Annotated in this window: 3 protein-coding genes; 2 read left to right on the forward strand and 1 reads right to left on the reverse strand. The window is 64.0% G+C overall.

From position 1 onward, the window contains the following. On the reverse strand, positions 1-653 hold a 653-nt coding region (locus ACHFFZ_RS16640; protein WP_394277709.1), incomplete at its 3' end, for a DUF262 domain-containing protein. Positions 654-817: 164 nt separating this feature from the next. Here ACHFFZ_RS16640 and ACHFFZ_RS16645 point away from each other — a divergent pair. Both ACHFFZ_RS16645 and ACHFFZ_RS16650 read left to right on the forward strand, forming a co-directional pair. Further along, a complete protein-coding gene (locus ACHFFZ_RS16645) occupies positions 818-3,994 on the forward strand; it encodes a DEAD/DEAH box helicase (RefSeq protein ID WP_394277710.1) in 3,177 nt (1,058 codons plus the stop codon). Positions 3,995-4,119: 125 nt separating this feature from the next. Beyond that, the gene (locus ACHFFZ_RS16650) at positions 4,120-5,520 is read left to right on the forward strand and encodes an IS1380 family transposase (protein WP_394277711.1); all 1,401 of its coding nucleotides are present in this window, start codon (positions 4,120-4,122) and stop codon (positions 5,518-5,520) included. Positions 5,521-5,952 lie beyond the last annotated feature (432 nt).

Consider the following 5,952-nt stretch of genomic DNA (forward strand, 5'->3'; position numbering starts at 1 on the left):
GCCTGGGCATTGTCGCCCTGCGACAGGCTGATGCCGACGAGGACCAGCTGGGTGCGCAGAGTCCGCGTAAGGGCTCCCAACCGGGCGGCCGCGTTGGCCTCGCCGTCGGCCAGCGCCCATTCCTTGATGCTCTCGCTGAAGTAGTGGTGGGCCCTGACCAGACGGGATTCGGCGTACTGGGACGGGACGGGCCGCACGTCGTCCATGGCTGCCGCAAAGGCATTCCGGTCGCGATTGGTGGGCCACACCTTGAAGCGGGTCTCGTCGTCAGGCGTCTTGCCGTGGGAGTCCTCGTTGAGGATCAGGACGCGCAGATCAGCGGCATCGGAAGGGGTTCCCATCTCGTCGACGATCCGCTCGGCGGCATCAATGAGGACCTGCAACGTGGTGAGGCGCTGCTGACCATCGATGACAACGTGCTCCGTCTTGCCGAAGGTCGCACGCGGCTCGGTGACGATGGCACCCAGGAAGTGCGACGGTGCGTCGCCGTAATGTCCGGCGGCGAGGACCATCTCTGCCTGGTGCCGGATGTCGGTCCACAGCGGCGCCCATTCCTTCTCCTCACCCCACACATAGGGCCGCTGGAACATGGGCATCAGGAAGCGCACGGTCCCGGGGAAGAGGTCGATGAGCTTCACGTCTTGCGCGTGCATGGGGATCCTGCCGTCGAAGAGTGACCGTGGAGTCAATCATGCCGGGTGACATAGTTCTTGCCGTCGCAAGACACAGTCCATCCAAGAGCAAACACCCGCCGTGAGACAGGGGACCAAGACCCCCTGCCCAAGGCAGGATGGAACGACGCGACGGAGGGATTGGGATGGACGTGGCCCAGGCTGTGCTCAGGACGTGGCTCGACATTGAGCTGTTCAGCCCTCAGAGCATTCCCAAGTTGGCTGACTCACAAGCTTCGGGGCAACAGATCAGGAACTTGGTGGGGCATGAAGATCTGACGTGGCTGGATCTCCCCTCTCCCGGGCCCGGCCGAGCTTGGCGTCACCAACTCTTCTTCGGCGTCTTCCCGCTCACCGACGTCTTCACCCAACTGGACAAGATCTTCGCTCATACGGAAGAGCTCTTCGACGAACGCCCCCGCGGCGAAAGTGCCATGGCGGCACTGGTGGTTGATGGCGCCGGCGGGATCATTCCCAGCAGCACGGTACTCTCCAGCTGCGCGTGGGGTCTCGGCCATGCCCGCCGAAGCCAGAGACCGAACGCGGTGGACTTCGAAGAAGCGAACTCCCGTCTTGTCGAGGCGATGGAACAGTACTGCGAGGACGAGTTGCGACGAACGGGCGGGGAACGTCTGACAGTGAATGCTCAGCACCTTTCCCGGTTGCATGCCCTAACCGCCCAGCACGCTGGCCTCTCGGGCGATCCGCTCTCTTCGGTCATCCGCGTCGTCAGCAGGACAGTCTCAACCAAAAGAGTTCGAAACGACGATGAGGAGCAAGTTGCCGTCAGCGACTATCTCAACAGCTTCTATCTGAAGGACCTGAGCCAAGTCCTGCAGAAGACTGGCGCCCAAAGGGGCTCAGACTCTGGGAGCGCGCTCGGACGCTATCTGGCCGGACCAACTCAGACACAGCGCGTCGACCTGCGGGCTCTTGGGTGGACGCAGACCTTGGCCAATGTGGGTGCCTCTTGCATGACCCGCGGCCGCTGGCCCAGCGACCCCAGGAATTCCATGGCCCTGAGCCAGCAACTGGCCGTGAATCTGGCACTCGGGACCACGGCGCTGGCCCACCAGCCCCTCACCGCCGTCAACGGACCTCCCGGAACCGGAAAGACGACTCTTCTGCGCGACGTCCTGGCCGAACTCGTCGTACGGCGCGCGGATGCGATCGCCGCGCTTCGTCGCCCCGCGGAGGCGTTCGACTCGACGCCCTTCACGTGGGAGAGCCAGGATGGCTACCGACGCAGCGTTCTCCCACTCAGCAGCCAACTCACCGGCTTCGAAATGGTGGTGGCCTCCAACAACAACCTTGCGGTCCAGAATCTCTCGGACAACCTGCCCTTGGCGGCATCAGCTAACGGCCTACCCGACGCGACGTACTTCCCCGCGATAGCCCGTAGCCTCCAGCTCGCCTATGGGAAGAAGGAGCCACAGAAGAGCCCTTCGGAGCCTTGGGGGCTGATCGCCGGCCGATTGGGCAAGGCAGTGAACCGCAGTAATTTCAGATCCGCCCTCTGGTTCGCCAAGACCGATCCGCAAGAGCCTCTCCACCGTGAGGGACCCGCGAATCTCCAGGAGTGGCTCAAGGAGCGCCACGACAATCCACAAACACTGCCGTGGGGTGAATGCACCGCTCGCTATCGCGAGGCAGCGGCACGCGTCGACCGCCTCCTGAACGAAGCACAACGAGCCGAACAGGTTCTTGTGTCCATTGGCCCCCTACAGGCACGACACCGTCAACAGGACCAAGAACTCCAACGGACTTCGAACGTCGTGACCGAATGCCAGAACACCGTCGCCACCCAGCAGGGCCTGTGCGACGGAGCCGAGCGTGCCTTGGCTGACGCCAAGGAAGTTCGCGATGCTCATCTGCGCTTCCGCCCTGGATTCTGGGAATGGCTGAGCACCTGGGGGAAGGCCAACAAGCGCTGGGCCTTGGAGGACCAACGGCTCGCCGATGCGGTGCAAGCCGCCAGGACGGCCGCAGAGGCAGCGCAGACTGTTTTGTCCGAGGCCAGACATGAGGCAGCAGACGCCTACCGCCGGCATGACCAGATCCAAGGCCTGCTCAAGGAGACCAAGCACAACCTAGACCTGGCCTTCGAGTCGATGCGCGCCGGAGCAACACGCTGGGGTGATGCCTACCCGGACGCGTCATGGTGGGACTCCAGGATCGCTCGGGAAACCCATGCACCATGGCAGACCGAGGAGCTCAACGCCGCTCGCAACGAACTCTTCGCGGCAGCGTTGACCCTCCATCAGGACCTGTTGGCCCACACCGCGCGCACCTGGAGCAAGAACCTGCGGGCCGCCATGGACGTGGTGAGCCACCCGCCGTCTGCACTTGCCAGCGATGCGTTGACCGCCGCCTGGCAATGCATCTTCATGGTCACTCCCTTGGTGACAACAACCTTCGCCGCGGCGGGCTCCTGCTTCGCGGGCCTATCCCCCGAGGCTCTGGGTTGGTTGCTGATCGACGAGGCGGGCCAGGCAACACCCGCGTCGGCCGTGGGATCCATCTGGCGCTCACGCAACGTGATCGCCGTCGGCGATCCCCTGCAGTTGGAACCGATCAACTCACTACCCAGAGAGGCGGAGCGCTCCATCCAGGAGCACTACCAAGCCCCCGAGTGGGCTCTGCCCACCAGCACCAGCGTGCAGCAGGTCGCCGACCAGAGCATGCCCTATGGAACCGCGATCGCCCGTGATTCAGGGGACATCTGGGTTGGCGCCCCGCTCGTGGTCCACCGTCGCTGCGAAGACCCCATGTTCACCATCAGCAACACCATCGCCTACGACGGGATGATGGTGCAGGCCACAGTGCCGAAGGACTCCACGATCCCGCCCACGCGATGGGTGGACGTCGAGGCCAGTTCAGGCCAGGGACACGCCATTGCCGCCCAGATCACTCAGGCAGCAGCCGAGGTACGGACACTGCTGGACAGCGGTGTCGACCCCAGCGACATCATTGCCATCGCGCCGTTCAAGGATCTCGCCAATGCCCTGAGCCAGAGTCTGAGACGCATCTCGTCTGACATATCGGCAGGCACGGTGCACACGGCTCAGGGGCGGGAAGCTGCTGTCGTGATCTTGGTACTCGGTGGAGACAAGGCCAGACCAGGCGCACGCCAGTGGGCCGCCAGCAAACCCAACCTGTTGAACGTGGCCGCCAGCCGCGCCAAGCAGCGTCTGATCGTGATCGGAGACCGTGCGGATTGGGCGAGCCTGCCGCAATTCTCCACACTCGCAGAGCTGGTCCCGGTCACGGCACCAGAACTCTCCGTCCGTGGCCTGCCCCAGAACGAAAACCCTGCACAGTAGGCTCCACCTGTTAGCCCGGAGATTTCATGGGGGTGTCTGGATGTGAAGGAGGGAAGTGCCCGCTGACCTGCGAAGATACCGATTGCTGAGGTCGGAATCGTTGCGGGTGAAGGAGCACTTCCCAGGTGAACAAGCGTAGCCGGATGTATCCGTGTGTCCGAGTTGACCGCGCAAACGTTCCGGCGGTGGGTCAGGCGGGCGGGGTGTTGCTCACCCGAACCGTGCAGGCCTCCGGCCTGGGCCTGGTGTTGAGCCAGGCGCTCGGGCTGTGGCGCAAACCCCTCGCGAAGCATGATCCGGCCAAGGTGCTGCTGGACCTGGCCATGTCACTGGTGCTGGGCGGGGATTCCTGCCGTGACGCCGCCCTACTACGCAGCGAACCCGGAATCTATGGCCCGGTGGCCTCCGATCCCACGATCTCCCGCACCATCACCGCCCTCGCGGCCGATGTCGACCGAGTGGAGAAGGCCGTGGCGAAGGCCAGAGCAGCAGCCCGTGACCTCGTGTGGGGCCTGGCAGACGACAAAGCCCCCGGCCATGACGCGACTGCTGACAAGCCGGTCATCATCGACCTGGACGCGACCCTGGTCACCTCTCACAGTGACAAGGAGCAGGCCCGAGCGACGTTCAAGAACGGTTACGGCTTCCATCCGTTGTTGGCCTTCGTCGACCATGGCCCCGACGGGACCGGCGAACCGGTGGCGGGGCTGTTACGAGCGGGCAATGCGGGGTCGAACACCGCGTCGGATCACGAAACCGTCATCCGCTCCGCGTTGAAACAGGTGCCCGGGATCAACCCGAGCAGGCCCGGCCGCACGGTGTTGATCCGTACCGACGGGGCTGGTGGTTCCAAACAGCTTCTCGGCTTCCTCTCCAGCAAGGGGGTGTCGTACTCGATCGGCTTCACGCTGCCGATGAGCACCCCGGAGCTCTACCACCTCATCCCCGAGACCGCGTGGCAGGACGCCTACAACGCCGACGGCCAGGTCCGCGACGGCGCAGCAGTGGTGGAGTTCACCGACCTCCTCCAGAGCAAGGGATCGTTGAACGGGTATCCCTCAGGGATGCGAGTGATCGTCCGCCGGGAACGCCCCCACCCCGGCGCCCAGCTCCGCTTCGACGACGTCGACGGATACCGGCTCACTGCCTTCGTCACCAACACCCGCACCGGTCAGTTGGCTGACTTGGAGATGCGGCACCGGCGCCGCGCCCGCTGCGAGGACCGCATCCGCACCGCCAAAGACACCGGCCTGTCGAACCTGCCCTTGCAAGGCTTCAACCAGAACCGCATCTGGCTGCTCATCGTGCAACTGGCCGGCGACCTGCTCGCCTGGATGGCCATGCTCGCCCTCCAAGGCCCTGCGCGGCGATGGGAACCCAAAACCCTGCGCCACCGCCTGTTCACGATGGCCGCCACGTTGGCCCACACGGGAAGGCGCACCATCCTGCACCTCAAGCAGAACAACCCCTGGTCCACAACCATCCTCGACGGCTGGAACCGGCTCGCAGCCCTCACACCACCCTGACCACACCGCCACCCGCCCCGACGACCAGCAGTAGCCATTCGGCAGTGGAACCGACGCCCACCCGCAACGACATGCGGGAACTTGTCACACCCACATGCCAAAATCACGAGCATGAGACCGGCAACGACGCTGGACCGTTGACCAACCAGCCCTCATGAAAGATCGAGGCTAGCCAGCATCGATCACCCACTTATCAAGCAGTTGAGGATGCTCACGCACCTGGGGATCGCTCCCCCGTCACTCACGATCCTTCGAGTCAGCGCACAATAATCACGAGTAATAATCACGAGCAATAATCACTCTCCGAAGTTGGGTCCAGAACGGCTTGACCAGCGTTATCACAGGTAGTTGGGAGTTCCTCGGTTCAACAGTCCACGCTGGCTCTGGTGACTACCGTGGCCGATGCAGACTGGCGACATGGGGAAGGATGAT

Origin of the sequence: Luteococcus sp., from assembly GCF_043424415.1 — a bacterium.
GTDB lineage: Bacteria > Actinomycetota > Actinomycetes > Propionibacteriales > Propionibacteriaceae > Luteococcus.